Annotated in this window: 22 protein-coding genes; 4 read left to right on the forward strand and 18 right to left on the reverse strand. The window is 61.7% G+C overall.

The genetic code is table 11. From position 1 onward, the window contains the following. Together V7080_RS08325 and selD are read right to left on the reverse strand one after the other, a co-directional pair. The coding region (locus V7080_RS08325) for a PAS domain S-box protein (RefSeq protein ID WP_334187929.1) at positions 1–629 on the reverse strand (629 nt) is incomplete at its 3' end. A gap of 193 nt (positions 630–822) precedes the next feature. Next, positions 823–1,881, reverse strand: a complete 1,059-nt coding sequence (gene selD / locus V7080_RS08330; RefSeq protein ID WP_334187930.1) for a selenide, water dikinase SelD — start codon at positions 1,879–1,881, stop codon at positions 823–825. A gap of 210 nt (positions 1,882–2,091) precedes the next feature. On the opposite strand from selD, the gene V7080_RS08335 reads away from it, so the two are divergent. The 4 genes from V7080_RS08335 (at position 2,092) to V7080_RS08350 (ending at position 7,109) form a co-directional block, all read left to right on the forward strand. Next, a complete protein-coding gene (locus V7080_RS08335) occupies positions 2,092–2,550 on the forward strand; it encodes a (2Fe-2S)-binding protein (protein WP_334187931.1) in 459 nt (152 codons plus the stop codon). Positions 2,551–2,561: 11 nt separating this feature from the next. Beyond that, complete coding sequence (locus V7080_RS08340) at positions 2,562–3,584, forward strand: XdhC family protein (protein WP_334187932.1); 1,023 nt, start codon at positions 2,562–2,564, stop codon at positions 3,582–3,584. A gap of 412 nt (positions 3,585–3,996) precedes the next feature. After that, positions 3,997–5,085 carry a hypothetical protein gene (locus V7080_RS08345; protein WP_334187933.1) on the forward strand — a complete coding sequence of 363 codons (1,089 nt, stop codon included), beginning with the start codon at positions 3,997–3,999 and terminating at the stop codon, positions 5,083–5,085. Positions 5,086–5,402: 317 nt separating this feature from the next. Then, the gene (locus V7080_RS08350; RefSeq protein ID WP_334187934.1) at positions 5,403–7,109 is read left to right on the forward strand and encodes a methyl-accepting chemotaxis protein; all 1,707 of its coding nucleotides are present in this window, start codon (positions 5,403–5,405) and stop codon (positions 7,107–7,109) included. A 165-nt stretch (positions 7,110–7,274) separates the two neighbouring features. On the opposite strand, the gene V7080_RS08355 is transcribed toward V7080_RS08350, so the two are convergent. The 16 genes from V7080_RS08355 to V7080_RS08430 form a co-directional block, all read right to left on the reverse strand. Beyond that, a complete protein-coding gene (locus V7080_RS08355; protein ID WP_334187935.1) occupies positions 7,275–7,553 on the reverse strand; it encodes a hypothetical protein in 279 nt (92 codons plus the stop codon). Between the two features lie 103 nt (positions 7,554–7,656). Beyond that, positions 7,657–9,261, reverse strand: coding sequence for an ATP-binding response regulator (locus V7080_RS08360; protein ID WP_334187936.1), 1,605 nt, complete (start codon positions 9,259–9,261; stop codon positions 7,657–7,659). Positions 9,262–9,263: 2 nt separating this feature from the next. Then, positions 9,264–9,716 (reverse strand): response regulator, encoded by a 453-nt coding sequence (locus tag V7080_RS08365; protein WP_334187937.1) that lies wholly within the window; start codon positions 9,714–9,716, stop codon positions 9,264–9,266. Then, positions 9,716–11,533: a sensor histidine kinase gene (locus tag V7080_RS08370; RefSeq protein WP_334187938.1), complete on the reverse strand. Its 1,818-nt coding sequence runs from the start codon at positions 11,531–11,533 to the stop codon at positions 9,716–9,718. Before V7080_RS08370 ends, V7080_RS08365 begins: the two co-directional genes overlap by 1 nt. A 323-nt stretch (positions 11,534–11,856) precedes the next feature. After that, positions 11,857–12,381 (reverse strand): DUF421 domain-containing protein, encoded by a 525-nt coding sequence (locus V7080_RS08375; RefSeq protein WP_334187939.1) that lies wholly within the window; start codon positions 12,379–12,381, stop codon positions 11,857–11,859. A gap of 9 nt (positions 12,382–12,390) precedes the next feature. Then, positions 12,391–12,891, reverse strand: a complete 501-nt coding sequence (locus V7080_RS08380) for a hypothetical protein (RefSeq protein WP_334187940.1) — start codon at positions 12,889–12,891, stop codon at positions 12,391–12,393. A 187-nt stretch (positions 12,892–13,078) separates the two neighbouring features. Then, a complete protein-coding gene (locus V7080_RS08385) occupies positions 13,079–13,519 on the reverse strand; it encodes a DUF3305 domain-containing protein (protein ID WP_334187941.1) in 441 nt (146 codons plus the stop codon). 56 nt (positions 13,520–13,575) lie between these two features. Continuing rightward, positions 13,576–14,367 carry a hypothetical protein gene (locus V7080_RS08390; RefSeq protein ID WP_334187942.1) on the reverse strand — a complete coding sequence of 264 codons (792 nt, stop codon included), beginning with the start codon at positions 14,365–14,367 and terminating at the stop codon, positions 13,576–13,578. A gap of 39 nt (positions 14,368–14,406) precedes the next feature. Continuing rightward, the gene (locus V7080_RS08395) at positions 14,407–15,492 is read right to left on the reverse strand and encodes a formate dehydrogenase subunit gamma (RefSeq protein WP_334187943.1); all 1,086 of its coding nucleotides are present in this window, start codon (positions 15,490–15,492) and stop codon (positions 14,407–14,409) included. Positions 15,493–15,505: 13 nt separating this feature from the next. Further along, complete coding sequence (locus tag V7080_RS08400; protein ID WP_334187944.1) at positions 15,506–15,733, reverse strand: hypothetical protein; 228 nt, start codon at positions 15,731–15,733, stop codon at positions 15,506–15,508. Next, on the reverse strand, positions 15,730–16,431 hold the full coding sequence (gene fdh3B, locus V7080_RS08405) for a formate dehydrogenase FDH3 subunit beta (RefSeq protein ID WP_334187945.1): 702 nt from the start codon (positions 16,429–16,431) through the stop codon (positions 15,730–15,732). Before fdh3B ends, V7080_RS08400 begins: the two co-directional genes overlap by 4 nt. A gap of 10 nt (positions 16,432–16,441) precedes the next feature. Beyond that, on the reverse strand, positions 16,442–19,318 hold the full coding sequence (locus V7080_RS08410; RefSeq protein WP_334187946.1) for a formate dehydrogenase subunit alpha: 2,877 nt from the start codon (positions 19,316–19,318) through the stop codon (positions 16,442–16,444). A gap of 11 nt (positions 19,319–19,329) precedes the next feature. Continuing rightward, complete coding sequence (locus tag V7080_RS08415; RefSeq protein ID WP_334187947.1) at positions 19,330–19,536, reverse strand: formate dehydrogenase; 207 nt, start codon at positions 19,534–19,536, stop codon at positions 19,330–19,332. Positions 19,537–19,682: 146 nt separating this feature from the next. After that, positions 19,683–20,342 (reverse strand): TorD/DmsD family molecular chaperone, encoded by a 660-nt coding sequence (locus V7080_RS08420; RefSeq protein WP_334187948.1) that lies wholly within the window; start codon positions 20,340–20,342, stop codon positions 19,683–19,685. Positions 20,343–20,512: 170 nt separating this feature from the next. Then, complete coding sequence (locus V7080_RS08425) at positions 20,513–22,615, reverse strand: 4Fe-4S binding protein (RefSeq protein ID WP_334187949.1); 2,103 nt, start codon at positions 22,613–22,615, stop codon at positions 20,513–20,515. Next, entirely contained in the window at positions 22,612–23,172 is a 561-nt protein-coding gene (locus V7080_RS08430) for a DUF3306 domain-containing protein (RefSeq protein WP_334187950.1), read from the reverse strand. The genes V7080_RS08425 and V7080_RS08430 overlap by 4 nt, the downstream gene beginning before the upstream one ends. Positions 23,173–23,407 lie beyond the last annotated feature (235 nt).

The raw sequence follows: 23,407 nt of genomic DNA on the forward strand, positions 1-23,407 counted from the left end.
AGCAAAGTGCGGTTCGGCAGGCTGGTCAGAGAATCATGCAGCGCCATGTGGCGGATGCGTTTTTCGGTCTGCAGAAGTTGCTCGTGCGCTTTCTTCAGGCGGCGGTTCGTTTCGACAAGTTGATCATTGGCTTGATGAAGTTTTGCGGTACGGTATTGCACCAGCATTTCCAGGTGTTCGCGGTGCTGGCGCAGCTCTGATTCGTCATGCAGCCGGTCGGTGATGTCCCGGACCACGACCACCAGCACCTTATCGCCATCGGGATTATCGATGCATTCGCTGGTCGCTGTCCGCGCAATACTTGCCGACAGTGCGACATTGCGAACCGAGCCTTCCCGGTTCCTCAATCGCGTTTGGAAATCGTGCACCTCGCCGGTTGATTGCAACGCCTCGATCAAAAGGATCCGGTCCGCGGGCTCGCCCCAAATTCCCAGTTCCAGTGATGTTTTTCCGATGACGTCGTCCCGTCGCAGGCCGGTGAAGCGCTCGAACCCAGGATTGACGTCGATGTAGAAGCCGTCGGAGTAGCGACTGATGGAGATGAAGTCGGGGGAGGAATAGAACACGCGACGATAGGTCTCGAGTTCCGTCAATGAAGCGGAAAGCGCTTTTCCGGACTTGCTCTTCACTGTGTAACGTCTCCTCTTGGGCGGCATCCCGAGGTGGTGGCTTATGTCTGCCGGGTTGGATCGGGATACATGCAGGCAGGCATCTCCGGCCGCTCTGCATATCGGGAGAATGTAGCATTATTTGTTGATGCCACAGAGAAATAATTGCCCGTTGTTGTTTGCCTGGCCGATCTCCGCCGTCTTTCTCATGAAATCAGGCGAAAACCTCGACTTTTGCGGGGCCTGGCACCATTTCGCCGATCACCGCGGCGCTCTCGAAACCTTCGCGCCGGAACAGTGCGAGAACAGCATCGACGGATTCGGGTGCGCACGAGACAAGCAGGCCGCCGGACGTCTGCGGATCGGTCAGCAATGCCTGTTCGATGGCGGAGATGTCCGCGCCGAGCGTCACGTCTTTCCCATAGCCGGCCCAGTTGCGCCCGGACGCACCCGTGATGCAACCGGCTTCGGCGAGTTGGCGGACGCCGGGCAGCAAGGGCACCATGGGCATGTGGATGCGGGCACCGATCCCTGCGCCACGGGCCACTTCGAGCAGGTGACCGAGCAGGCCGAAACCGGTGACATCGGTCAGGGCGTTGACGCCCTGCATGTCCGACAGGAAGCGGCCCGGTTTATTGAGCTTGGTGGTGCTGGCGATCATGGCCGCGTAGCCGGCGTCATCGAGGCGGCCTTTCTTGAGCGCGGCAGACAGGATGCCGACGCCCAGCGGCTTGCCGAGAACCAGTTTGTCGCCCGCTTTCGCATCCGCATTGCGCCGGACCTTGTCCGGGTGCACCAGTCCTAGCACGACCAGCCCGTAAATCGGTTCCACCGAATCGATCGTATGTCCGCCGGCGATCGGTATGCCGGCTTCGGCGCAGATCGATTCGCCGCCCTCCAGGATCCTGCCGATCACCGCCACCGGCAGCTTGTCGATCGGCATCCCGACCAGCGCCAGCGCCATGATCGGCGTGCCACCCATCGCATACACATCCGAAATGGCATTGGTGGCGGCGATGCGGCCGAACTGGTAGGGATCGTCGACGATCGGCATGAAGAAATCAGTGGTGGCGATGAGCGCCTGCTCGTCGTTCAGGCGGTAGACGGCGGCATCGTCCGCGGTTTCGATGCCGACCATGAGTTCCCTCGGCACCGGAAAACCGCGGGTGTTCTTCAGGATGTCGGCCAGCACGCCCGGCGCAATCTTGCAGCCGCAGCCGCCGCCATGGGAAAAGGAAGTAAGCTTGATGTCGTTGTCGGTCAGTGTATTCATGGATGTTTTTACAAGGGAACACGGCGTATCGCGTGCGGGTGGCATTTTCGATACCGGATTATCCTCCATGGCGACGGGGCATGCCGGAATGCGGCAAATGACGTGATTTGTCAGCCGTCGCATTGAAAACGTACAATGTCCGGATCTCTGGGCAAGGCAAGGCGGGCTGCCCGTCGACAGTAGGACATGACAAGAAGGATAGGGGACAGCATGGTTACTCTCAGCATCAACGGCCGCGATATGCAGGTGGACGCGGATCCCGCCACGCCCATCCTGTGGGCGTTGCGCGATAACCTCAACATGACAGGCACCAAGTTTGGCTGCGGTGCCGCACTGTGCGGGGCTTGTACCGTGCACCTGAACGGACAGCCGATCCGCTCTTGCGTGACGCCGCTCTCCGCGGCCGCCGGCCAGCAGATCACCACCATCGAAGCCATGGCGAACGACAAGGTCGGCAAGGCGGTGCAGGATGCCTGGGTCAGGCATGACGTGCCGCAATGCGGTTATTGCCAGAGCGGCCAGGTCATGAGCGCAACCGCGCTGCTGCGCGCGAACAAGAAGCCCACCGATGCCGATATCGATGCCGCGATGAGCGGCAATATCTGCCGCTGCGGCACCTATCAACGCATCCGTGCGGCCATCAAAACCGCTGCCGACACACTTGCCTGAAAAACGAATACATGGATAGCGTCGATCTTGAAGTCCTGAAAGCCTGCAGCCGCTGGGTAAATGAAGGCCGCGGTTGCGAACTCGTTACCGTCATCCGTACCTGGGGCTCCAGCCCGCGGCCGGAAGGTGCGATGCTGGCGATCCGCGACGACGGTCTCGTGGTCGGCTCCGTGTCCGGCGGCTGCATCGAGGATGACCTCATCGACCGCGTGCGCCGGCACGGCATCACCCGCACGCACCCTGAACTTGTCACCTACGGCATCAGCGCCGACGAGGCGCACCGGTTCGGGTTGCCCTGCGGCGGTACGCTGCAGCTGGCCATCGAACCTGTCTCTGCCCAAAGCGCAATCGACGCGCTGCTGGAGCGCCTTGCCCGGCATGAGCTGGTGGCGCGGCGCATCGACCTCGCCACCGGCGAGGTCCGGCTCGATCCCGCCGCACCGGGCATGACGATGCAGATTTCCGAGACCGCCCTAACCACCATTCACGGTCCGCGCTGGCGACTGCTGATCATCGGCGCAGGGCAGTTGTCGCGCTTCCTTGCCCAGATCGCGGTCGGCATGGATTATCAGGTCACTGTCTGCGATCCGCGTGAAGAATACCGGGATGCATGGCCGGTGCAGGACGTGACGATGCTGCATGCGATGCCCGACGACGCGGTCCTGGACATGCAGCTGGACAGCCGGGCAGCGGTCGTGGCCCTGACCCATGATCCGAAGCTCGACGACCTGGCGCTGATGGAGGCCCTGAAATCCGATGCGTTCTATGTCGGTGCAATCGGGTCGCGGGCCAACAATGCGAAGCGGCGCGAGCGCTTGAAGGAATTCGATCTGAGCGACGCCCAGCTGGCGAAGCTGCACGGACCGGTCGGCCTGTATATCGGCAGCAAGACGCCCGCAGAGATCGCGATCTCGATCCTGGCGGAACTGACAGCGGCAAAGAATGGTGTTGCGCTGCCTGACGCCGTCCGGGTAGCGGCTGCCAAGGAAGCGCAGCAACCTGCCGGACCGGATTCCGGCTGCGCAGTCCCGTAACGACAACTGCCATACCAGGGAATGGGTTCCCGGACCGACGTTCCGCCGCTGCCTTTACTCCGCCCGGAAACGGTTGTTCGGCGGCTGTTGAAAATTGTTGAACCTGCTGCCGTCGGCAATGCCCGGGCAGCTGCCGACCAGGCCCTTTACGTTCACCGGCCTTTGAGGCTGGGGGACACAGTGGCGCAAACGCTTATCCCATGCGGGCCCCGGCGGATCGGACCTGTATCCTGAATTCAGGCTTGCCCGGCGCAAATTCACGCAACGCCGCCTGTTGAACTCCCCATCCCTTAACCGAAAATTTGCCGCCTGCATGAGACGGAACCGGCGGATCCTTTTTCGCCACTCAGTTCGAGCTGGCAATTTTGACGGGTTCGGTCAGCATTTTTGTTCAGTGCAAAGGTGATAGACCATGACGATCTCCAGTAAATCGGTCCCATTCCTACCCAAAGTCGGTATAGGCACGCTCGATGCGCTTGCGTCTCCTTCAAAGAAGAACGAGGCTGCCGTACCGCATTCCCTCCCGTCGTCCGACCAGTCGGTTCGAAAGCACCCTCGTGGTGCGGAAGCGCACCTGCGGATGCACACGCCGCTTTCTGTGACGATCTCCGCCTATGCCCATGCCGCCCGCCGCGCGGGCAAAAGCGAAGAAAAAATCCAGGCGGACGAAAAAGAACTCCGGCTGCTGAACGTATGGCTCGCAAAGCATCATCACGATTCCCCGGCCGTGGATCTCACCCGTCTCCTCAGTATTCCGGACTTCCTGGAAGTGGACCGCATCGTCAAGCAATACCATTCGAAGAGCCGGTTTCCGGTGCCGGGCAGGGACACTGAAGGAGCTCGCAACGCAGTCAAGAATTTGCATGCGCTGGTCTGGGGGGCGAGCCTCGTCGATATGCATCCGGGAATCAGCGAAATGCAGTGCGACGCCCTGTCGCTGCTGGATAAATGGTTGAAAGAGCCTGAACCCGGCAAGCCTGCGCCAGGACGATCGCTGATCCGCCTGTTGAAGGAATCGGAAAACGTTGACGACTTGAACAAGCAGGTATCGCTATTCAGGAATCTGGCCGAACAGCGATGGACACAGAACTACCTCACGCCGCTGTTCGTCGGCAGCCTGCATGCGCTGTTCCACCGGGAGCCGCTCACCCCGGAGGTAGCGCGGTTGATCGGGCACCAAAGCGCAACCGCGGCCCACGACTTCGTCCTTAAACAGCTTGGCGCGATCGCCGATTCCGCAACCACCGCCAATGCATCAAAACAGCCAGCGGATGCCGGCGCGGCAAACCTGAATGCAAAGGAAGGCGGCCAACGAAAAAGTGAGCTTCCTGCCGCGCTCAGGCGACTGCGCACTCTTGATCCGTCGGGATACCGTTCGCCCGGGACCGAGCCGGACGATGTCAAGGCGCTCGATCCGCTGAAAGACCTGCCGGCAGGTTTGGGCGAGTCGGTTGCCAATAGCGAGCTGGTCATCGCCGATGACGGCACACCGCTGCGGTAGGTCAAACCGTACGTACCGCCGTACTGCGGCGCTGATTCCCCATCGGCGATTCATGTTTATGCGAGCCACCACAACTGCAGGCGTTTAGGCTCGCAACCTGTCTTCGACAAGTAACTGTTGGTTGTCCTGTCGAATTTATTCTTTCCCTCTAAGACAAGCTCGAAAAATAGTGTGGCTAAAAGCTAAAGTTTCGCGCTTTTTTGTCGTAGACAGCGTGGCGGTAGTAAAAGCGTTAGCAATAGTTATAAACACACAATATTTCAACTTTTGAGGACAGGGTGTTTTGAATGAATGCAGCAGAATTGTCGGGTTTTAGCATGAAGGCGAGAATCCGCCTCGGCTTTGCAGTGCTTCTTTTCATGATGGTGGTGCTCACGGTCATCGGCGTCATCCGGGTCAATGCCGTCTCCAATAGCCTTGCCACGATCGGTGACGTTAACAGTGTCAAGCAGCGCTATGCGATCAATTTTCGCGGCAGCGTGCATGATCGTGCGATCAGCCTGCGCGATGTGACGATGGTAGACAGCGAGGAGGACCTCAAAATTGCGCTGGACGAGATCGCGAAATTGTCGGCGGACTACCAGAAATCCGCGGTGCTCCTGGACGGCATGTTTGCCGAGCGCGCCGATACCGGGACCGAAGAGCGCAGCATTCTCGGGCTGATCAAGGAAACCGAAGCCAGAACGCTCCCGCTGGTAAGGAAGGTGGTCGAGCTGCGGCAAGCCGGCAATCTCGACCAGGCACGGGATGTGATGCTCAGGGAAGCCAGGCCCGCCTTCGTTGAGTGGCTTGCGCGGATCAATATGTTCATCGATCTCCAGGAAAAACTGAACCAGACGGAATCGGCCTATGCACGGAATGTCGCCAGCGGATTCCAGACGCTCATGCTGATCATGTGCCTTCTCGCACTGGCGGTCGGAACGGCGGTCGCCACGCTGATCGTCCGCATGATCCTGCGCTCGCTGGGCGGCGAGCCGCGCGAAGCCTCGGCGGTCGCCCAGGGAATCGCCGCCGGCAACCTGGCGGTTTCCATCGATATGGATCCGAAGGATAGAACCAGCGTGCTGTTCTCCATGAAGGAAATGCGCGACAGCCTGGTCAGGATCGTGAGCGAGGTGCGCACCGGCACGGACACGATCGCGAATGCCTCCAGCCAGATCGCGTCGGGCAACCTGGAGTTGTCGTCCCGCACGGAGCAGCAGGCGTCTTCACTGCAGGAGACCGCGTCGTCGATGGACGAGCTGACCTCGACCGTGAAGCAGAATGCCGACAACGCGCGGCAGGCCAACCAGCTCGCGGTATCGGCGTCCGATGTGGCTGTCAAGGGCGGGCAGGTGGTCTCGCAGGTTGTCGACACCATGGCGTCGATCAATGACTCCGCGCGCAAAATCGTGGACATCATCGGCGTGATCGACGGCATCGCTTTCCAGACCAACATCCTCGCGCTGAATGCCGCCGTGGAAGCGGCGCGGGCCGGGGAGCAGGGCCGCGGGTTCGCGGTGGTCGCCTCTGAAGTGCGCAACCTCGCGCAGCGCTCGGCCGCGGCGGCGAAGGAAATCAAGTCATTGATCGGCGATTCGGTCGAAAAAGTCGATGCCGGCAGCAGGCTGGTGACCGAAGCAGGCAGCACGATGAATGAAATCGTGGCCAGCGTAAAGCGCGTGACCACGATCATGGCCGACATCATGTCGGCCAGCCAGGAGCAGAGCGCCGGGATCGAGCAGGTGCACCGTTCGATCAGTCAGATGGAGCAGGTGACGCAGCAGAATGCCGCCCTGGTGGAAGAAGCCGCTTCGGCAGCGGAGTCCCTTCAGGAGCAGGCAGCGAATCTGGCGGCGGTGGTCGCGACCTTCAGGCTTGATGGTATGGCATCACCTCGCACGCTGCCCCCGGCGCAGCGACGGTCGCCACCCGGCTTCAAACCCATGGCCAGGGCAGGCGCAGCGGCGTTGACGGCGGCACCGGTCCGAGCCCGGCTGGAAAAACCCGTTGCCACGGTCGGCGATGAGTGGGAGTCGTTCTAGGCATCGATATTCCGGCGGTGAATGACAACATGTTCTGCCGGCCGGATGCATCCGGCAAGTGAAGGATTGCGGGGTAGACACCGCGATCCTTCACCTGTTTCGCATGCAATCCTGCGCGCTGACGTCCGCGCCGACAGATGCGCAGCGGCGAATATCGGCCTGCGTTTAGGGCCTTCCGCCGGTAGGCAGGTTGCCACCCAGGATATCTGCGTTCTGGTTAAGAAACTGCTTGTCGCTTGCGCTCAGTTCCTGTCCGGCGAAGAGCTTGTCGATTATGGACAGCATGGTCGGATCGTTCTCCAACGGTGTTCCTTTGGCGAGTCCCTGCATGAAGTTTCCTGCCTGCTGAGGACTCTGCTGCATCATCTGCTGCAGAATCATCATGATGAGTTGAAACATGTCCATGCCGCCCGCGCCGCTTGCACCACTAGTCGGTGTAATCATGATCGTTCCTTTGAAAAGTTGAAAACGGTTCACACACATGAACCATCAATCTGTGGCACGCCTCATGATTTTTGTTCCATTTCACACCGGCAAACATCCCTCCCTAGTCCTGCCTCCTTCCCGGTCTTTTCGCCAGTGACAGCACGACCGCGATCAGTTCGCCTGGTTCAACCGGCTTGACCAGGTGCGTGTCGAAGCCGGCAAGAAGCGCCCGCTCGCGGTCCTGGCCGCGGGCGAATGCGGTGACCGAGCAGGCGGGAATGTCGCGGTTGAGTACGGCGAGCGCCCGGACTTTTTCGATCAGGCTGAATCCGTCTTCGCCCGGCATGCCGATGTCGGAGAGCAGCACGTCGTATGCCTGCCCAGCCAATAGATGCAAAGCCTGGGCGGCGCTGCCCGCCGCAACGACGTTGGCGCCATAAACGCTGAGTACGCGTTGAATGACCTGCAGCGTGTCGGCATCGTCATCGACCGCCAGGACGCGCAGTCCTTTCAGGCCTTCGTAGGCCGGGCTTGATTCGCGCGTGTTCTCGAGTTCCTGTACGTCCTGTTCACGCATCACGGCCACCGGCAGGCGGACCGTGAAACGCGAACCCTTTCCCAATCCTTCGCTATGGGCCATCACCGTGCCGCCGTGCATTTCAACCAGGCTCTTGACCACCGACAGGCCGATGCCCAGGCCGCCGTGGCGGCGCGTCGAGCCGGTGTCGCTCTGTCGGAAACGGTCGAACATATGCGGCAGGAAGGCGGGGTCGATGCCGATGCCGCTATCCTTCACCGAAATCTGCATGCTCGACGCCACCCGCTCCAGCGACACGTGGATGGCGCCGTTTTCCGGTGTGAACTTCACCGCGTTGGTAAGCAGGTTCGAGATCACCTGCTGGATGCGCGCTACGTCGCCGCGGATCGGCGGCGGCATCGGATCGAGCTGCAGCGTAATCTGGATCGATTTCGGCGCCGCCAGCGGCTGAACCGCATCGATCGATGAGCGAAGCGCGGACAAGATGTCCATCGGACCGAGATCGATGCGCAAGGTGCCGGAGATGATGCGCGACATATCGAGCAGATCGTCGATCAGTTTTGCCTGGGCGCGGGCATTCCGTTCGATAACCGCGAATGCCTCCTTTTCCTGTTCGCGCGTCAGGCGGTCAAGTAGCAGCATATGCGCCCAGCCGAGAATCGCACCGAGCGGCGTGCGCAATTCGTGCGACACGGTCGCCAGGAATTCATCCTTGAGGCGGTTGGCGCGCACCGCCTCTTCGCGGGCGAAGCGTTCGCGCTCCAGCAGGTCGCGGATATGGAGCTCCTGCGTGGCGGCGGCCTGCTGCGCCGACGCAAGCGCCAGCGCCGTCTTTATTGCCGCAGGCAGCTTGGGAAACTCCTCCTTGCGCTTGACGACGTAATCCGACAAGCCGAGCTTCATGCCGAGCGAACAGGTTTCCTCGCTGCCTGTATTGGTGAACATGATGACGGGCCGGTCCGGATACTTCTCCTTGAGTCGTTTCAAAACCGCGATGCCGTCGCTCCAGCCTAGCCTGTAGTCGGTCACCGTGCAGTCGAAATCGTCGTTGATCAACGCCTCGAAATTGGCGGCGGTTCCTGCTTCTGCGAAATCCGCCTCCGGAATATCCTTGATGATGGCGCGCCGGGCCAGTTCGCGGTCGTCCGGATTGTCGTCCACCAGCAAGATGCGGATGCGTGCCTCCATGCTTAACTCCTTCCTGTCTGCGGCGGCTGCAGGTTGTGGTTCAGCCAATAAGTCCCCGCAATCTTCAGCAGCTGCGCGGTTTCGTCGGGATCCAGCGGTTTCCTGAGATAGGAATTGGCGCCGAGCGCGTAGGCTTTTTCTAGGTCGCTCGACTGGGTCGATGTCGTGAAAACGACGACGGGCAGGGTGGCCAGCGTCGTATGGGAGCGTATCCAGCCGAGCACCTCGAGCCCGCTGCGTTTCGGCAGCTTCAGGTCCAGCAGGACCATGGTCGGGACCGGGTATAAGGCCTCGTCCTGGAATCGCCCGATGCCGGCGAGATATTCGATCGCTTCTTCGCCATCCTTCGCGATCGACAAGGGATTGGTGATGCCGGCTTTTTTCAATGCCCGCTGGACGAGGACGATGTCATCGTCGTTGTCCTCCACCACCAGGATGCTTTTGTCGCCTTTCATCATGCCTCCGTATCCAATGCGGGAAGTTCGATCCAGAACCGCGAGCCACTACCCAGGACAGATTCGACGCCACATCTGCCGCCCAAACGCTTTGCCGCCTTGTCGATGCTAGCCAGCCCGATGCCGGTGCCCGGATATTCATCCTGGCCGTGCAGCCGCTCGAACGGCTGGAAGATGCGCTGCCGCTGCGCGTCGGGAATGCCGATGCCGTTATCCTCCACCCACAGGCGGATGCATGCCATGGCACCGGTTGCATCGCCATGGGGTCGGCGTTCGCTCCAGACCCTGACTTCCGGGATCGTCCCCGGACGGACGAACTTGATGGCGTTCGTCAACAGGTTTTGCAGGATCATCACGCAGGCGGCATGATTCGCAGACACCGCGTGAAGCGGTGCGGCAATCTTCAATGCCGCCTGCGACTCGTTGATCTGCGGAGCGATCACGGATAACGCATCGCCGAGCGCATCGTCCAGGCGGACCGGTTCGAGCCGCAGGTCAGTCCTCGACAGCCGGCTGTAGGACAGCAAGTCTTCGATCAGCAACTCCATCCGTGTCGCGGCCCGCGATATCCGGGCGAGATAGTCCTTCCCGGTATGATCGAGCACGGTTTCGTAATCCTCGATCACGGCAAGCGAAAATCCCTGGATTCCGCGTAGCGGCGCGCGCAGATCATGCGCCACCGTATAGCTGAAAGCCTCAAGCTGATCATTGGCCTCCCGCAGGCGGTCATTCACCTCGGCGAGCTCCAGCGTGCGTTCATCGACGCGCCGCTCCAGGCTAAGATTCAGTCGCCGTACTTCGCTTTCCGCTTGCTTGAGCATCGTCACATCGGACATCACGCCGCAAACGCCCACCAGCCTGCCTTTATGGTCACTCAGCGGCACCATGGTCGCGAAGAAGTGATGCGTGCCGCCGGGTCCGGTTTGCGTTTCCTCGGACTGGATCGGGATGCCTGTCTCCATCAGTTGCCGGTCCATCGCAGATTTTGTTTCCGCGCGATCGGCAGGAAAGAGGTCGAAATCGGTCTTGCCGATCGGATCCTCCTGCGTATCGGCAAACAGCCGCCTGAATGCGCTGTTGACCAGCTGGTAGCGTCCCTGCGGATCTTTCAGGTAGATCGCCGCCGGAGATCCGTCGATCACCGTGCGCAGCAACTGCTGCGCGTTGGAGATTTCGCGCGCCGCTGAAATCCGCGCAATCGCGTCGGCTCGTACCCGGGCAAACAGGTAGAGCAGGAGCCCGATATCCAGCAGGCCGCCGATCGCCGCCGCCTGGTATGCCCTCGCGGCGCTGCGACTGACCTGCATGGTGCGTTCACTCAGTTCCCGCAATTCCACTTCTTCCATCACGGCGACTTCCGCACGGATACGATCCATCAGGTTCTTGGCCGATTTCGTCAGCACGATTTTTTGTGCTGCGGGAAATCCCTGCTCCCGCCGTACGCGGATGCTTTCCTCCAGGATCGCCATTCGTTCGCGTTCCAGTGCCGAAATCGTGGCGAGCCTTTGCAACTGGCCGGGATCATCAGCAAGACCACTTCGCAGGCGCTGAAAAATGTCAGGCATTCGCGCATTTCCCTGGCGATACGGCTCCAGGTATTCGTCCAGCCCCGTAATGACGTAACCTCGCTGACCGGTTTCGGCTTCGACCGCCCAGCCCTCCAGGTTCCGCAATTCGATGGCGACGGATCGGGCGGCAGCTTCCTGCCGATGATTGGCGATCAGGTCATCGATCGCCAGATAACTGATCACTACAGTGCCGATAAAGGTGGCGATCGTTATTCCGAATGGAATGGCCAGACGCTTCAGGTCTTTCATTCAGCGATGCGTCCGCGTCACAAATTTTTTCCACATGGCTACCTTTCCGAAGCGCAATCATCGTTGAAGGCGTCCTTGTCGGTCAGAGAGTTTGGTTTTGTGAAAAGTTCGATAACATGATTTGCACAACATCATGCGATGGGGATGCCGTCCCTGCATCAGGACCGGGGCAGCGGGCGAGGGAAAGGAAGCAGAGCAGACGCTGTCCGGGAAACCGGCCTGGCTGGTGCGCCGGTGTCAGACACCGGCGCCATTCAGGGCGGGGTCAGACGGGACGGTCGACGCGCAGCGAGTGCCCCTGCCGTGTGTGCCACCTTGCGTTGTCAGCCGCCTGCATCGCCCTTTGCGCTTCCCATCCTGCTCAGCGCCGCCGCGATCCGCCGGTCCAGCAGGGCTTCGATATCGGGCTCCATCGGAATGATGGAAATATTTCCGGTGGTTTCCAGCACGGCGTACTTGATCTGGCCGAGACATTCCAGCCCCTGGCTCGCACGCGCGGCCTGCAGGATGTCGCTGTTCGTGATCCGGCTTTTCCGGAGGTGATCCTCCACCAGCTTGCCATGATCCACCAACACGACGGGAACGCCTTCCGCGATCTTTTCAACGAACCGGTAGCGTCGTTTGAGGATGGACAGGCCGAGGTCCAGCATCACGAAGGTAAGGATGACCGCCATACCCATGACCACCGATTTGTCATCGTCCACGAGGGCATTCTGGATGGCTTCGCTGACGATCAGGAACAGGATGAAGTCAAATGCCGACAGGTCGCTCATCGAACGGTTTCCGAGCAGGCGGAACAGCAGAATGAGGACGAAATAGATGCCGACGGCCCGCAGGACAAGTTCCATGGTGCGCTCCTAGGGATAGATGAACTGGTTAAAAGGGTGGGGCTGCCGTCCGTCCAGCGCGATCCATCCTTCGAGCTTGCCGAAGCCATCGGGACTGAAGTGGATCGACGCCTCCGTCACCGCCGATGGACGGGTGTCGAACACGAATACGATGCCGTCCTGGTCGCTGGTGGTCCGCACCGGCGTCGGGGTGATGTGTTCGATCCGGATTTTCTGTGCATAGTCGCCGCTCAGCTTGACCCGCGCGGTCTCCGATTGCGCCTGGAAAGTGAGCTGCAGCTTGTCAGGGGTATGGTTGCGGACGAATCGTTCATAGTCGATCCGGAGCATGCCGTCCGCCGACTCCACCGATGTGGTGCTGATGGGGCCACCACGGCCAAACAGGCCCAGCAGGATGGCGATCAGCAAGGCGAAGAGCAGCGCCCAGGCGATGCGCTGTATTTTCCACTCGCGGTGCTGCTGCCGCATGTCGCTGTCGATCTGCAAACCGGGATACTGCTGCTGTTCCATGATGACCTCCTCAGCCTGTTTTCATTCGGGATGTGGCGAAAGCCGGATGCGGGCATGAGCCCGCCAGGCGGTCGGGCGCCTGTTCGCGCCCGGCGGGCATCGTTGCTGTCGTTGCTGTCAGGGAGCGCGGTTTCCGCTGCAGGGCAGGGCGCGGCGGCGGAAGGGACTGCAAACCGGCGGGATTCGTTCACCCATGCTGCCGCCCGCGATGGGGGCGGGGCTGGTAATGGGTCCGCAGGTACTCTCCAAGCCAGGCATGAATGTCGGAAGGCATCGGTATGCCGTCGGCGGCATCGCCGGAATCGAGCATGCGGGTGCCCTCGGCATAGCTTGCCGAGGCGATCGACGGGATGGCCCGCTGGTCGATCATCCGCCACATGACAAAGATTTTCGGCTCGGGTGCCGCCCAGTTTTCGAAGTAACCGTCGTCCTCGTCGCGGTGCAGTTCGAGGTGCAGGCCGGAGACCAGGTAGAGTTCTTCGTCGTCGGTTCGGCTCAGCGTCTGCATGGCCGCAAGCCCTCCGAAATCGGCTACGACGCCGACCGCGGACCACGCGGTATCGGCCCAGGGGTGGTTGACTGTGCGTCGCCGCATGATCACGGCGATCGGCATTCGGCTCATCAGCATCGGTGTGTCCGTTTGATTTGTGTTCCTTCCGGCTTCCTTCGATGTGCCTGCCGTCCTTATTTGCCCTTTTTTGCCGGGTCCTTGACGTCGGGACTTGCCGGGGCGGTGTCCTGCTTTTCGCTGCGCACGGGTGCGTTGGCCGCCGCATCACCGACGCGCCCGCCGGGCTGGCCGGACGGGCCGGCCTGTGCCTCGGACGCCTTGATGCCGGGCACCGCGGCTACCGCCGTCGGTGGATGGGTCTCCCAGCCATTGGCCGTCGCACGGCTGCGCCAGCGCTCGGCAACCTTGTCCATCGACGCGGCCAGATCCTGCTTTTCCTTTTCCGCCTGCGCTGCGGCCTGCTGCTTCTTGACAGCGGCGGCCTGCTGGTCGGCCGTCTGGGCCGGCACATTCGGCGCCGCGCCGCCGGGAGGAGGCGCAACCTGGGTTGCGGCAGCGCCGCTCGTCGTGCCGCCCATTGCCGCGCCGCTGGTCGTTCCGCCGGATCCTTCCGGAATGCCGGGCGTGCCGCTGACGCCGCCCGCGGGCGACTGGCCACGCACTGCTTCCTGCCCTGCATTGGCACCGGCCGCGGCCTGGTCTTTCGGACCTGCCGGCGCAGTGGCAGGCGGAGAACCGGCAGATCCGGAAGCACCCGGAGCGCCCGCAGCCTTGGCCTCGTTGCCGGACCTGGCCATTACCTGGCCGCTCGTCGCGCTTCCTGCCGACACTTGGCCGGGAAAGCCGGTCTGTCGGACATTGCTGCCGGCTGTCGAGCCCACGTTGTCACAGCCGCCCGCGAGTGCCGCGACGGCAATCGATGCAGCCAGGCGGATGACAGGCTTGATCTTGGCGCTTGCTCGCATATCGGTCACTCGTAAAGGGAGTTCAATATTCCGGAATGGTCATGCATGGGGATGATGCGGCGTCGCGCCATGCGGAAAGCGGTCGTCCGGTGCCGGGCCGTTGGCAATCTCGTTGTACCAGAGTTCATGGTGCGAACGCGCCCACTCCTCGTCGACATGCCCGGAGCGCATCGCCTGGTAGGCGCCTGGCGTTCCCCAGGTGCCGATATAGATATGACCCATCGACGCGGCGATGTAGAGCGTCGCGCCGACGATATGCAGATAGTCCGCGATCTGCAGCAGGTAGCGCGTCAGGCCGATATTCGCGCCGACGTTCTTGAAATAGGGAAAATTCAGCATCAGGCCGGTGATCGACATCAGCAGGCCCAGCAGCGTGACGCCGCCCCAGAACCAGATTTTTTCACCGGCATTGAAGAAACCGGCAGGAATGTGTTCATGCTTCACCAGGCCGCCGCCTTTCCTGATCCATTGCCAGTCCCAGCGCCGGAACAGATTTTTCCGCAGGAAGGTCGCGAACATCGCGATCGAGCAGAGGATGAACAAGGGGCCGACGAAGTTGTGCGCGTACTTCGACAGCAGGGCAAACCAGTAAAAGACCGTGTGGCCCATCCAGGGCAGCATGATCTGCTTGCCGAAAAGGATGATGAGGCAGGATATGGCAAGAATGATGAAGGTGATGGCGGTTGCCCAATGCACCAGCCGGTCCCAGGAGGAAAAGCGCTGGATCTGGCGCCCGGAGCTGCCTTGCTCTGCCGAGGCCGGGCCGACTGCCCGGTAGAACCCGAATATCAGCAGGGGCACCACCAGCAGCAGCGTGCCGGCGATCGTCGCGATAGGGCCGTTGCGCAGATTGCGCCAGGTGTTGCCGCCGCGTTGAAGGATCACGTCCTGTTCCGGCATGAAGCCGGGCGGGATGAGGAAGTGCCGGTCGAAATGGTTGCGGCCGGACGCGGAGGAGGACAGTCCGGGCTCGGGAACGCCCTGTTCGCTCTGCAGGATGGTCTGTTCCTCGGCATAGGCGGGCACGGCGCTTTCATGGGGTACGGCCGCGGTTGCCGACCCGGTCGCCAGGACCGTGAATACGATCATGAGCCAAAGCCGTTGCCAGAAATATGCGGGGTGCATGGTGATGCTCCGATCAGGGATGGGTCCGCTCGTATTCGTTCTGCAGGTGGTTGCGGTTCGTGATCGCCGCATTCCATGCCAGCCGGTCGTTGTGGAAGTAGGCCTGCTGCGGGAGATCGTCCGGCTTGTTGTTGTATTCGCCGTTGCGCCAGACAGGGTACTGGTCGATCTCAAGACAGCCGGCCAGCAGCATCGGCAGCAGTGCCGCCGCGGACAGGCTGGGCAGTCGCATGGGTCTCATGTCGGAAGCTTTCGTGGATTGTTCTGGCTGGCGCCGGGAATCTGGTTGGTGCGAGGGCCGTCGCCATTTCCGATGCCGTTGCCGTTGTGATGGTTCTCCGTGCCGTTTCGCCGCTTTTCATAGGCGATGTCCCAGCCCCACAGTTCGGGACCGTAGCCGCGCGTGCCGACCCGTTGCTTGTAGATATTCGCGATGATGTTGGCATCCCCGCCCAGCAGGGCCTTGGTGCCGCATTGTTCCGCACAGGCGGGCAGCTTGCCTTCGCTGATGCGGTTGCGGCCGTACTTCTTGAATTCCGCCTCGGTATTGTCCGGCCCCGGGCCGCCGGCGCAGAAGGTGCACTTGTCCATCTTGCCGCGATGGTTGAACGCGCCGGTATCCGGGAACTGCGGCGCGTCGAACGGGCACGCAAGGTAGCAGTAGCCGCAGCCGATGCATTTGTCCTTGTCGTGCAGCACGATGCCGTCTTCGGTGTGATAGAAGCAGTCGGTCGGACAGACCGCCATGCAGGGTGCATCGGTGCAGTGCATGCAGGCGACCGACATGTAGTGCTCTCCCGGTACGCCGTCGTTGATCGTCACGACGCGCCGGCGGTTGACCCCCCATGGCGTTTCGTTTTCGTTCTTGCACGCCGTCACGCAGCCGTTGCAGTCGATGCAGCGTTCGGTATCGCAAATGAATTTCATCCGGGCGGCCATCTGGCGCTCCTTATGTCGTAACGACCCGGCACAGAGAGACCTTCGTCTCCTGCATCATGGTCACGATGTCGTAGCCGTAGGTCCAGCCGGTGTTGGCGGCTTCGCCGAGCACGATGGGCGCGGCGCCTTCCGGATAGTTCTTGCGCAGGTCTTCGCCCATCCACCAGCCGCCGAAGTGATAGGGCATCCACACCACGCCCTCGGGCACGCGCGGCGTGACCATCGCCAGAATCTTCAGGCGCGCACCGGTCGGTGTTTCCACCCAGACGAACTCGGCGGTCTTCGCGCCGATGCGCCTGGCGTCCGTCGGGCTGATTTCGACGAACATCGCCTGCTGCAGTTCCGCCAGCCACGGATTGGAGCGGGTCTCGTCCCCGCCGCCCTCGTACTCGACCAGCCGGCCGGAGGTCATGATGAGCGGATAGTCCTTCGAAAAATCCTTGGCCTGCACCGACTTGTACAGCGTGGGCAGGCGCCAGAACGCGGCCTTGTCGTCATAGGTCGGGTATTGCTCGACCAGGTCGCGCCGCGGCGACATCAGCGGCTCGCGGTGCACCGGCACCGGGTCGGGGAAATTCCAGACATTGCAGCGCGCCCGCGCATTGCCGTAGGGTGCGCAGCCGTGCTTGATGGCGACGCGGATGATGCCGCCGGACAGGTCGGTCTTCCAGTTCTTGCCGTCGGCCAGTGCCTGTTCTTCCGGGGTCAGTTCGCTCCACCATCCAAGCTTTTTCAGGAATACATGATCGAACTCCGGGTACCCGGTATCGATCTCGCTGTCCTTCGGTGCCGAGCCGTCGGCGGCGAGCAGGCTGTCGCCCTTGTATTCCACACCCCAGTTGGCGCGGAAGGGCAGGCCGCCCTCGGCGATCGGCTTTGACAGGTCGTACAGGATGGGTGTGCCGGGATGGCGCATTTCCGGCGTGCCCCAGCACGGCCACGGCAGGCCGTAATAGTCGCCCTTGCATGGACCGGATTCGGCGCGCAGCGTGGAGGGATTGAAGGTGTGCTTATTCTGCATGTGCAGCTTCAGCCGCTCGGGCGAGCATCCGGTGTAGCCGATGGTCCAGCAGGAGCGGTTGATTTCGCGAAGAATGTCCTCGATCACCGGCTCGTTGTTGACCACCTTGATGTTCTTGCACAGCTCGTTCGCGAAGCCGAATTTTTTCGCGAACAGGTACATGATCTCGTGGTCGGTCTTGCACTCGAACAGCGGCTGTATCACCCGTTCACGCCACTGGATGCTGCGGTTCGACGCGGTGCACGACCCCTGGGTCTCGAACTGGGTCGTCGCCGGCAGCAGGTACACGCCGTCCTTGCGGCCGTGCATGGCGGCGGTCATGGTGGGATAGGGATCGATCACCACCAGCATGTCCAGCTTCTGCATCGCCGCCTTCATGTCGGGCAGGCGGGTCTGGCTGTTGGGGGCGTGGCCCCAGTAGATGACGGCCCGCAGCGGATTGGGCTGATCGACGAACTCCTTGCTTTCGAGTACGCCGTCGAACCAGCGCGACACGGTCATCCCCGGCTTTTCCATCAGCGCCTTGGAGCCGAACCGCGAGACCAGCCAGTTGTAATCCACGCCCCAGACGGTCGCGAAATGCTTCCACGCCGGTTCCGCAAGGCCGTAGTAGCCGGGCAGCGAATCCGGATTCGGGCCGACGTCGGTCGCGCCCTGGACATTGTCATGGCCGCGATAGATATTCGCACCGCCGCCGGCGATGCCGACGTTGCCGAGCGCCAGTTGCAGGATGGACAGGGCGCGGACATTGCCGGTGCCGACATGGTGCTGGGTGATGCCCATGCACCAGACCACCGACGACGGCCGGTTTTTCGCCAGCATTTCCGCCGCCAGCCGCACCGCGGCTTCCGGTACGCCGGTGACGCTGGATACTTTCTCCGGCGTCCACTTGGCGACTTCCCTGCGCACGGCGTCCATGCCGTAGGTGCGCTGGGCGATGAACTCCTTGTCCTCCCAACCGTTTTCGAAAATGTGCCACAGCAGACCCCAGACGAAGGCGATATCGGTGCCGGGCCGGATGCGGACATAGTGGTGGGCGAAGCGGGCGGTGCGGGTAAAGCGCGGGTCCACCACGATCATCTTCGCGCCGAGTTCCTTGGCGTGCAGGAAATGCAGCATCGAAATCGGGTGTGCTTCCGACGGGTTCGATCCGATGAACAGCACCGCCTTCGTGTTGTGCAGATCATTGAAGGAATTGGTCATCGCGCCGTAGCCATAGGTCTGTGCGACCCCGGCAACGGTGGTGGAGTGACAGATGCGCGCCTGGTGATCGGTATTATTGCTACCCCACATAGAGACGAACTTGCGCAGCAGATAAGCCTGCTCGTTGTTGTACTTGCTCGACCCGATCCAGAACACCGCATCCTGGCCCGCTTTTTCGCGGAGCTGCAAGAGCCTGTCGCCGATTTCGTTGATCGCCTGGTCCCAGCTGATGCGCTGGTATTTCCCGTTCACCAGTTTCATCGGATAACGCAGGCGGTGTTCGCCATGGCCATGCTCGCGCACCGACGCGCCCTTGGCGCAGTGGGCGCCCATGTTGAGCGGAGAGTCGAATGCGGCTTCCTGCCGCACCCAGACGCCGTTCTGCACGATGGCTTCGACCGAGCAGCCGACCGAACAATGGCTGCACACGGTGTGCTTCAGTTCCGCCTTGCCGCCGCCTGCTGTTGCAAGATTTTCAGCCGCGGCCGCCGGCTGGATGACGTTCAGGGGGAGATGACGCGCCAGGATGCCGGCGCCGGCGGTCACCCCCGCGCGGATCAGGAACCCGCGCCGGTTGAGTGTCGCGGTCGCGACCCGATTCAGGCCCCGGCGCAATGAGCCATTGCTGCTGCCAGCGCTGCCGGATTTCTTCACCAGCGTCATGATGGCCGTCCCTAGAGATACGCCGCGGTCCGGTAGTACGTACGGATGTGGTCCGTTTCGTGGTAGCCGGTGCTGGGTGGTTCTGCGTCGGCAAGCGGTAACGCTTCCGGCTCAATCGGCTGCGGTCGCGATAGCAGCGCGCCGATGGCGACAGCGGGGGCGCAGACGGCTGCGGCGAGCAGGGTGCGGCGTTTGGGGTCGAGTGTGGAAGAGGGCATGGCGATTGTTCATAAATGCGGGAGGAGGTTCTGGCGTGGTGTCGTGTTGAAATGATGGTAATGACGATGATGCACGTGCTGTGTTTGCACTTCCTTCTCAGGGATCTCTCCGTGGGATCGAATTCAGCACCAATCAATCTGTCTGCCTACCCGTCCACGACATCTTCCATCTCGAACGCCAACACCTCCACATCAAAAAACGCCTGCGCAAAATCCGCGACATGCCGGTAAAAATTCGCGCTTTCCGCAGACCGTATATCCTCCAGGCACCGTCCGTACCACGGCGCGATGTGGCGGATGAAAAAGCCTTTCTGCTCCTGCACCGTCCGCCTTGCCACACCTTGCGGACCAGTGATCAGGACATGCATCGCTTCACATAACGCGCCGAGATGGTCTTCCGATTCTCCGGCACCGGGAGCCCGTCCCAGGCCAAGTGCTGCCAGCTCTGCACGCAGCGCAGCAAGCGGCTTTTCCATCATGAAACCGGCAAGGTAAAGCGAGCCGTAGGGATTGACCAACGGCATGCCGGGGCTGATGAACAGGGCATCGAACTCGTCCCTGACAGCGTCCGTTTCCATCAATCTTGCGGCAAGAATGAGTTCTTCCCATGCGAGGTCGAGCGGATTGTCTTCCTGCAGGGATGCAAGCGAATCGGCGCAGGCAAGGGCGGAGAGCAGCGTAGCGTCGGGAGGGCGAAGCAGGAGGGTGGCAACCAGCGCATACAAGTCGGCACGCGCCTGGTCTTCCGCGGATAACGGGTAGCTCAGCATGTGGAGCGGGATGGTTGCCTGTTCGATCGGGTTCATATCTGCATGCCGGCGGCGCTATCGCACCTGCCTCGCGTAGTAATGAATAAATCCGGGATCTTCTTTATAAGCATTGAAGCGCGGTGGCCGCAGACGTTCCATTCCGGACGGCGAAATCTCCGATGACCTCGGCAATATTTGTTGAATATCAAAAGCCGGCGTGCAATCCGTCAGCGCGGACGTTCCAAGGAGGTCACTGTCGACGGACGGGTTGCCATCATGTCGATTACCCGGCAGTCGCCGCACATCTTCAGACGGTTCAGGTTGCCGGCGAATGCGCTATGGCCGGCCAGCTTCGCCAGGATGCCTTCCACCGACTTGACGGTGCCGATCGGCTTGCCGCAACCGACGCAATTGAACGGTTCGGTCTCATTCAGCACCTGCGGCTGCCGTGCCGCCTCGGATAACGAGAGACGGGGCACAAGTGCGATGGCCTGTTCAGGACAGGTTTGCACGCAGAGGCCGCATTGCACGCAGTTCCTTTCGATAAACCGCAGCTGCGGACGGTCGGCCGTTGTCATGAGCGCGGATGTCGGGCAGGCACCGGTACAGGCCATGCACAGCGTGCACGCCTCCTTGTCGATGGCAAGCGTGCCGAACGGCGCGCCAGCCGGCAGCGGAATGCCGTCGTTCTTCACCGGCGCATGCCGGTACAGGTGTCCCAGCAGGAAATCGAGGCTGTTGCGCTTCTCGGTGAACAAGTTGAATGTGGCCGCCAAGGCAGGCGCTTGCGCCGGGGTGAGCCGCTGCAATGCAGCATCCAATGCATCAGGCGTCGCCGCTTCGATCAGCGTGGCGTGCTCGCCGGCATAACCGAGTCCTGACAGTACCTGCCGGACTATCGATAGCTGCTTCTCCAGGGCATGGATATATTGCGGCGCTTCATCGCCGGTAACGAGAACGCCTATGCCGGCCGCGCCGTAACAGATCGCAGCCAGCCACAGGTCCAGTCCCGCCGATGCGATGTGATTCAATTCCAGCGGGATGACGCGCGCCGGCAGACCCTTATACATCCTTCCCGCCTTAGCAAGCCTTCCGACACGGGCGATGAGATCGGCTGACGCGCCGCTGCCGTGGAACAGCAGTATTGCCTGCTCGCCGCCGGCGTCCGCGTAGTGCGTCAGCATCGTCCTGATCCGCTTGCCGGTGTACGGGACATTCTCATAGGCATAACCGAGCGCACCGGTCGGACACACCGTGGCGCAGGCGCCGCATCCGAGGCATCGTTGCGGGTCGACCCGGATGCGGTCGCCGTCACCCCGGATCGCGTCGGCCGAACAGATGTCCACGCAGGCATTGCAGCCGGTCTTGCTGTTGCGGCCATGGGCGCACAGCCGCTCCTTGTACAGGAAATACTTGGGCTTCTCGAATACACCCGTCATCTGCGCGAGTTGCATTCCTGCGGCAAGCTGGGCGCGCAGATCCTTGCCCGGTGCGAAATAGCCGTAGGGCGGCTGGTGCATTCCCAGCAGGGGGATATCCGATAAATCGAGTATGAGGTCGTATTCGCCGCTCCTGTCCGCGCCGGCACGACTGAAGTCGATCGCCGCCGTGGCACCGCAGGCTTTCACGCAGTCGCCATGCCGCCGGCACTTCGTCTCATCGACCTGGTACAGCAGGCTGATGGCGTTTTCCGGGCAGGCGGCGACGCATTCATTGCAGCCGACACACAAATCGAGGTCGATTGGATTACTTTGCCGCCAGGCCACCTTGAAGCTGCCGAGCCAGCCGTCGATCTCGATATCCAGGCCGGTCAGCACGGCGTAATCACGGGTCAGCGGCCGGTCACGGCCGGCGGCGTCGCCGGTAATGAGGACAGTCACCGTCAACTGCCCATGCAACTGCTCCGCCCATGCCAGCGCAGCCTCGGCATCGCCGATAACCAGCACATGTCCATGCGAGGTATAGCTGACGGTGGGTACCGGCTCCGGCGCCGGACGTGCGGCATCGGCAAGGAGCGCCGCCATTTTTGGCAGTGATGCATAGGACTGCGCACCCCATCCCGCCGTCTCGCGGATGTTCACGAAACGCAGCGGCGCCACCGATTGCCGTTCCGCGGCCAGTTCCCTGAACAGCGCGCTTTCCTGCGTGCAGCCGACCACGACAGTGTCATCGCCGTTGATCGCCTTCCGATAGTCGCCGGCGTCGCGACCGCAAAGCTGCGTTGCAACATTCAGCGGCCCGGTGCCGAGCGTTTCACCCAGGCGCTGGCCGGAAACCGCATTGAGCGGCATGCTGCGATTGCAGCTGCAGATACGATATTTGGTCGTCATGACGGGTCGGGTTGATCTGCCTGTGAAGGCGTGTCATGCGGAGGAATGTCCATGTCATCCGCGGCCGCGATGTCCGGCGCGGCGCAATCGAGCGGCGCGTCGGACGCTTCGCCGGATTTCGGAAGCGGCGCTTCCTCCAGGTCCTCAAGGTCTTTCTCCGCGCGGTAAGGCTGCGGATCAAGGGTGCTCTTCGCATGTTGCAGCGCGGCCAGCATGGCCGCGGAGAGCGGCGAAGGCTTGGTGTAGTCGTCTATATAGATGTCGAGGCCGTCCATGACATTGAAATGCGGATCGGAAAACAGTTTCTTCATCGCGGCCCGATGCACTGTCTTGTCGATGCCGGCGGCCACAAAGACGGAATAGTCGGACTCCCTGTCCAGAAGGGCGATATCACGCATTGTCGGACCCTCGGCGGAGCGGGACGTGGATTGCCCGTCGGCTACAGGAGAAGCCTCATCGGCGGCGTCATGCGGCGAGGGGGGTGTTCCCGGTGATGCGATCGTCCCGACGGCTTCGGCCTTGCGCCTGGTCCAGCGTTGAAAAAAACTTTCCGCCATCTCCGTGTCCTTGCGCCGTCAAGGGCGGTTGAGGGTACATGCCTGAAATGAGCGTAGCCAATCAAGGGCGCTTGCCTTTGATATGAAACAAACCATCATTGTCCGAGATGGAGCGATTGGCGCGGATGGACGTACCTGCGCTTTCAGCCGGCAGGCACGATGCACCGCAATCGCTTTCGTATTGTTCACGTTCGCGCCTGATGTCGCACGCCTGCCGGCGTGCGCTTACAGGGAT

The sequence above is a fragment of the Noviherbaspirillum sp. genome, assembly GCF_036846085.1.
Classification (GTDB): domain Bacteria; phylum Pseudomonadota; class Gammaproteobacteria; order Burkholderiales; family Burkholderiaceae_D; genus Noviherbaspirillum.

Coding starts and splice junctions, on each gene's coding strand:
- V7080_RS08375 (WP_334187939.1), bottom strand. CDS start 12,381: ATGGAACTTGTCCTGCGGGCCGTCGGCATCTATTTCGTCCTCATTCTG.
- V7080_RS08350 (WP_334187934.1), top strand. CDS start 5,403: ATGAAGGCGAGAATCCGCCTCGGCTTTGCAGTGCTTCTTTTCATGATG.
- V7080_RS08425 (WP_334187949.1), bottom strand. CDS start 22,615: ATGACGACCAAATATCGTATCTGCAGCTGCAATCGCAGCATGCCGCTC.
- V7080_RS08340 (WP_334187932.1), top strand. CDS start 2,562: ATGGATAGCGTCGATCTTGAAGTCCTGAAAGCCTGCAGCCGCTGGGTA.
- V7080_RS08380 (WP_334187940.1), bottom strand. CDS start 12,891: ATGGAACAGCAGCAGTATCCCGGTTTGCAGATCGACAGCGACATGCGG.
- V7080_RS08370 (WP_334187938.1), bottom strand. CDS start 11,533: ATGAAAGACCTGAAGCGTCTGGCCATTCCATTCGGAATAACGATCGCC.
- V7080_RS08420 (WP_334187948.1), bottom strand. CDS start 20,342: ATGAACCCGATCGAACAGGCAACCATCCCGCTCCACATGCTGAGCTAC.
- V7080_RS08415 (WP_334187947.1), bottom strand. CDS start 19,536: ATGCCCTCTTCCACACTCGACCCCAAACGCCGCACCCTGCTCGCCGCA.
- V7080_RS08410 (WP_334187946.1), bottom strand. CDS start 19,318: ATGACGCTGGTGAAGAAATCCGGCAGCGCTGGCAGCAGCAATGGCTCA.
- V7080_RS08385 (WP_334187941.1), bottom strand. CDS start 13,519: ATGCTGATGAGCCGAATGCCGATCGCCGTGATCATGCGGCGACGCACA.
- V7080_RS08395 (WP_334187943.1), bottom strand. CDS start 15,492: ATGCACCCCGCATATTTCTGGCAACGGCTTTGGCTCATGATCGTATTC.
- selD (WP_334187930.1), bottom strand. CDS start 1,881: ATGAATACACTGACCGACAACGACATCAAGCTTACTTCCTTTTCCCAT.
- fdh3B (WP_334187945.1), bottom strand. CDS start 16,431: ATGGCCGCCCGGATGAAATTCATTTGCGATACCGAACGCTGCATCGAC.
- V7080_RS08355 (WP_334187935.1), bottom strand. CDS start 7,553: ATGATTACACCGACTAGTGGTGCAAGCGGCGCGGGCGGCATGGACATG.
- V7080_RS08360 (WP_334187936.1), bottom strand. CDS start 9,261: ATGGAGGCACGCATCCGCATCTTGCTGGTGGACGACAATCCGGACGAC.
- V7080_RS08430 (WP_334187950.1), bottom strand. CDS start 23,172: ATGGCGGAAAGTTTTTTTCAACGCTGGACCAGGCGCAAGGCCGAAGCC.
- V7080_RS08335 (WP_334187931.1), top strand. CDS start 2,092: ATGGTTACTCTCAGCATCAACGGCCGCGATATGCAGGTGGACGCGGAT.
- V7080_RS08390 (WP_334187942.1), bottom strand. CDS start 14,367: ATGCGAGCAAGCGCCAAGATCAAGCCTGTCATCCGCCTGGCTGCATCG.
- V7080_RS08365 (WP_334187937.1), bottom strand. CDS start 9,716: ATGAAAGGCGACAAAAGCATCCTGGTGGTGGAGGACAACGACGATGAC.
- V7080_RS08345 (WP_334187933.1), top strand. CDS start 3,997: ATGACGATCTCCAGTAAATCGGTCCCATTCCTACCCAAAGTCGGTATA.
- V7080_RS08400 (WP_334187944.1), bottom strand. CDS start 15,733: ATGAGACCCATGCGACTGCCCAGCCTGTCCGCGGCGGCACTGCTGCCG.